The 1,640-nt window shown below is 67.4% G+C and carries 1 protein-coding gene; it reads right to left on the minus strand.

The annotated features are described in order from the left end of the window. On the minus strand, positions 1 to 1,640 hold a 1,640-nt coding region (locus J3489_RS37135), incomplete at both ends, for a hemagglutinin repeat-containing protein (RefSeq protein WP_207005760.1).

The following is a 1,640-nucleotide window of genomic DNA, read 5'->3' on the forward strand; positions in this document are numbered from 1 at the left end:
CCGTATCCTGCGACGTCGTGATCTTCACGTCACGCGCCGCGTTCAGCGTCACGTCGTTCGTCCCGACGAGGGCGCTGCCTGCCACGGTAAGGTCCTTGCCGCTGACGATCGCCACGCCATCCGCCGAAACCAGGCTGCCTTGACTCAGCGTCATGGTCTGAGCGATCCCGCTCGCGACCTTCGTGCCGCTCGCCACACCGCTGTGACTGTGCGTTTCATGCGCATTCAGTTCGTGCGTCTCCGTCGCCGCGCCGATGTTCACGTCGCCCGCTGCCGCCAGCGTGGCATTGCCTTTGTCCAGGCTGATCGCGCTGCCGATCACGGTCAGGTCCTTGCCCGCCACGATCGCCACGCTCTGCCCGCCGGTGAGCGTCGTTCCGGTCAGCTGCTCGTCCGACGTGTGATAGGTCTCCGCGTAGCTGCGACCGCTGCCGCTGCCCGCGCTCGAACTGTTCACCGTCGACGTCGTGCTCGCCGCCAGCAGCGACACGCTCCCGCCTGCCACGATCGCGCCGCCACCGCCCAAGTCGATCTGCGCGCCGCGTGCCGTCAAGTCGCCGCCCACCGCAATCGCCGATGCACCGCCCACCGTCACGCTGCTGCCCACCACGCCGCGAATATCCGTATCCGACACCCCGTTCGCGCGCGCCACCCCCTTCTGCTCGCCGATCTCTTGCGTGCCCAGCGTCCAGTTGCCGCCGATGTTCATCCCCAGCGCACCGCCCACGCTCAGGTGGCCCGCGTCCTGCTCGAAGTCACCGCCCGTCGCGATGGCCGCGTCGCCCGTCACATCGATCTGTGCCTGCGGCCCGAGCGTGGTCGTCGTGCGTGTCGCGCCGGTGTCGTTGATCTGGCGTTGTGTCTGCGTCGCCGTATTCAGAATCAGGTCGCCGCCCGCCTGCAACTGCAAGCTGCCCGCCTTCACGTTCGCCGACGTCAGATCGACGTTGCCTTGCGTGACGAGCGTCATCCGCTCGCCGCTTTGCAGCGTGCCGTAGCGGTTATCGATCTGCTGCCCGTCGATCGACAGATTGCGTGACGCACTCACCGTGCCGCTGTTCACGAACGATTGCGCGTTCGTCAGATCGATGTCGGTGGCCGCAATCAGCGGGCCGTTGCTCAAATTCTGCTGCTCCGCCTTCGCGAGATACACCACCGGCACCAGCACCGCCTGCCCGCCCACGACGCGCGTCTCCATCAGGATCACATTGCCCGTCAAGCGCGCCACCTGCTCCGCCGACAACCCCACCCCCAGCGGCAAATCGAGCGCTTTCGCCAGCGCCGCGCCCGACGCGAGCAGCGCGCCGTACATCGATTCGATGTCCGTGTACGGACCCAGCACGGCCTTGCCCGTCAGCGACGCGATCTGATTGCGCACCAGCTGCTGCTCATGGAACCCGTCGCCGAGCCGCTTCGCGGTCTGGTCCGGGTGCACGCCCATCTGCTGCAGGTAGTAGTCGCTCGACAGGAATTTGCGCGAACTCGTGAACGCCGGATTCGTCTCGATCAAGTACGTGGCGCCCGGCGCCGAGGTCGGCTTGAACAGGCCGCCCTGCGGGATCGTCAGGTGGTTCAGCACGTTCGCCGCCGTCGCGCTCGCGATGGCCCGGTCGATCCCGCCGGTCACCCCGCCCACATCG

The organism is Trinickia mobilis (assembly GCF_017315705.1).
Lineage (GTDB): Bacteria > Pseudomonadota > Gammaproteobacteria > Burkholderiales > Burkholderiaceae > Trinickia_A > Trinickia_A mobilis.